At 75.4% G+C, this 2,967-nt stretch carries 2 protein-coding genes, 1 tRNA gene and 1 pseudogene; 1 reads left to right on the top strand and 3 read right to left on the bottom strand.

Annotated elements, in window-relative coordinates; translation table 11 throughout:
* Nucleotides 1–163: 163 nt before the first annotated feature.
* Complete coding sequence (locus ACZ4WV_RS26320; RefSeq protein ID WP_465750812.1) at nucleotides 164–1,183, top strand: N-acetylglucosamine kinase; 1,020 nt, start codon at nucleotides 164–166, stop codon at nucleotides 1,181–1,183.
* Between the two features lie 547 nt (nucleotides 1,184–1,730).
* Here the strand turns inward: ACZ4WV_RS26320 and ACZ4WV_RS26315 are convergent.
* From ACZ4WV_RS26315 to ACZ4WV_RS26305, 3 genes and pseudogenes are all read right to left on the bottom strand, one after another.
* Nucleotides 1,731–1,806, bottom strand: a tRNA-His gene (locus ACZ4WV_RS26315).
* Nucleotides 1,807–1,925: 119 nt separating this feature from the next.
* Nucleotides 1,926–2,528, bottom strand: coding sequence for an oligoribonuclease (gene orn / locus ACZ4WV_RS26310; protein ID WP_465750811.1), 603 nt, complete (start codon nucleotides 2,526–2,528; stop codon nucleotides 1,926–1,928).
* A 128-nt stretch (nucleotides 2,529–2,656) separates the two neighbouring features.
* Nucleotides 2,657–2,967 (bottom strand): annotated as a pseudogene (locus ACZ4WV_RS26305) (AraC family transcriptional regulator); the annotation flags it as partial.

Below are 2,967 nucleotides of genomic sequence, written 5' to 3'. Positions count from 1 at the left end.
CTCCCACCCCCCCGTCTCTTCCTCCCCCCCCCCCCCCCCCTCCCCCCCCCCCCCCCCCCCCCCCCCCCCGCGGCGAGGAGACCGACCACCCCCGGCCGGGCACTCCGGCCGGCACCCCCGGCCGGGGCCTGCGGCCGGGCCACGTACGAGCCGCGGGGACCTGATGACCCACCAGCCCGAACCACTCCTGCCCGGCGTCCTCGCCATCGACGCGGGCAACTCCAAGACCGACGTCGCCCTGATCGGCGCCGACGGCACCGTCCTGGGCACCGCCCGCGGCGGCGGCTTCGCACCCCAGCGGATCGGCGGCGCCGCAGCCGTCGCCGGGCTCGCCCCGCTGGTCGAGGAGGCCGCGGCGGCGGCCGGCCACCCCGCCGGCGGCGGGGTGCTCACCAGCCACGTCAGCGCTTGCCTGGCCAACGCCGACCTCCCGGTAGAGGAGGAGGCCCTGCGCACCGCCCTCGAATCGCACCCCTGGGGCGTCAGCAACACCGTCGTCAACGACACCTTCGGCCTGCTGCGGGCGGGCACCGACGGCCCGCGCGGGGTGGCCGTGGTCTGCGGCGCCGGGATCAACTGCGTCGGCCTGCTGCCGGACGGGCGCACCGCCCGCTTCCCCGCGCTCGGCGAACTCACCGGCGACTGGGGCGGCGGCTCCGGGCTCGCGGCCACCAGCATGTGGCACGCCGTCCGCTCCGAGGACGGGCGCGGCGGCCCGACGGCGCTGGCCCCGGCCATCGCCGAGCACTTCGGCCTGCCGAGCGCCGGGGCCGTCGCGGAGGCCGTCCACCTCGGGCACCTGCCGAGCGCCCGGCTGCACGAGATCGTCCGGGTGCTGTTCGCGGTCGCCGGCGAGGGCGACCCCACCGCGCTGGGGCTGGTCGACCGGCAGGCCGACGAGATCGTCCGGCTCGCCGTCGTCGCCCTCGGACGGCTGGACCTGCTGGACACCCCCACCCCGGTGGTGCTCGGCGGCGGGGTGCTCGCCTCCCGGCACCCGCTGCTGCTCGACAACGTCGCGGCCCGGCTCGCCGAGACCGCCCCGCTGGCCGAACCCCGGGTGGTCGTCGCGCCGCCCGTCCTCGGCGCGGCGCTGCTCGGGCTCGACCACCTCGGCGCGGACCGGGCGGCGCAGACGCGGCTGCGCGAGGCGTACGAGCAGCAGCGGCCGGTCGCTGCCTGAGGGCCGACCGAGGCCTCCCGCTCCTCCCGAGACCTCCCGCGCCCGCCGGATCCGCACGTCCGGCGGGGGCGGGAACCTCCTCCCGGGCGGGGGGGGGGGGCCCCAGGGGCCCCCCCCCCCCCTCGACCCCCCGCCGTCCTTTCCCACGGCCCGCCCTCAGCCCGCACCGCCCCCTACGACCCTCCGGAAGGAGGCCGGGGTGCGGCGAAGGGATCTCCGGCGGCAGCCCGCCATCACGGAGGACGCCACCTCCCGGATCTCCGGTGCGGGCTCCCCGTCCACGACGTCAGCGCCTCAGCCGGCGGAAAACGGAAGTCCTGACCGGCTGGCGCGGCCCACCCCGGGACCTGTCATGTCTGCGATCGCCTGCTGTGAGGTCAACGGCACCCTCGGCAATCCCGTGAAGATCACCGCGACCCCTCGGCACAGCACCCGACTGTGATCATCGGCCCCGGCTCCGGGCCCCGGCCTCTGTCCCCTTATATGGGCGGCCGGCCGGACGCCGGCAAACGCCAAGGCCCCCGACCTGAGGTCGGGGGCCTTGAAGTGGGGTGAGTAACGGGACTTGAACCCGCGACATCCTGGACCACAACCAGGTGCTCTACCAGCTGAGCTATACCCACCACGGCCTGTTTCCGGGAGATCAGTGACTTCCCCGACCGGCCGAGAAAAAGTGTACAGGGTCCGAAGGGGTGCTCGCGCACGGCTTTCCGCGCGGCCCCCCTGAGCCCTCTCGGCACCCCTACTGAGCAGGCAGGACGTGCTTCGCGGCGATCGACTTCGCGGTGTCGGAGTCGGGCCCCGGCTGCGGCACGAAGACGGCCTCGCGGTAGTACCGCAGTTCCGCGATGGACTCGCGGATGTCGGCGAGGGCGCGGTGGTTGCCGTTCTTCGGGGGGCTGTTGAAGTACGCCCGCGGGTACCAGCGCCGGGCGAGCTCCTTGATCGACGAGACGTCGACGATCCGGTAGTGCAGGTAGCCCTCGAGGGACGTCATGTCCCGCGCCAGGAATCCGCGGTCCGTGCCGACGGAGTTGCCGCACAGGGGCGCCTTGCCGGGCTCCTTCACGTGCTCGCGGACATACGCCAGCACCTGCTCCTCGGCCGCGGCGAGCGTCGTCCCGCCCGCCAGTTCGTCGAGCAGCCCGGACGCGGTGTGCATCTGACGCACCACCTCCGGCATCGTCTCCAGCGCCTCGGCCGGCGGCCGGATGACGATGTCCACGCCGTCGCCGAGGATGTTCAGCTCGGAGTCGGTGACGAGGGCGGCCACCTCGATGAGCGCGTCGTCCGACAGCGAGAGGCCGGTCATCTCGCAGTCGATCCACACCATGCGATCGTTCATGCGACCCACCCTAAAGCTGACGTCGGCTTTTGATGCGTCCGCGGTGGCCACGGGGCTCGCCGGCCGTGGACGCGGACGCCGGACGGGCCGAGATGCCCGTCCGGCGTCCACACACCGCTGTCATCCGGTCACAGGCCGCTGCGCTGCCCCGGAAGGCTCGCCCGTGACGCCAGGTAGGCCTCGCGGGCGTGCTCGGGCGGCAGCGACGCGGACGCGCCCACCGGTCCTGCCGTGCGCCGGACCTGCGGCGGCACCGGGCCGGGCGTCTCCGGGTGCAGCGACGGTGGTGGCGGTGGCGGCGACGGCTCGCTGTCCGGCGCGCGTTCGCCCTGCGGCCGGCGCGCGCGGTAGGCCGCACGGTAGGCCGCGGGCGAGGCGCCCAGCTGTCGCCGGAAGTGGCCGCGCAGGGCGACCGGCGAGCGGAAGCCGCACCGGCCGG

It is taken from the genome of Kitasatospora sp. NPDC029312 (genome assembly GCF_055569215.1).
The sequence above is the reverse complement of the archived record's forward strand: the minus strand, read 5'-3'. Positions and strand labels throughout refer to the sequence as shown.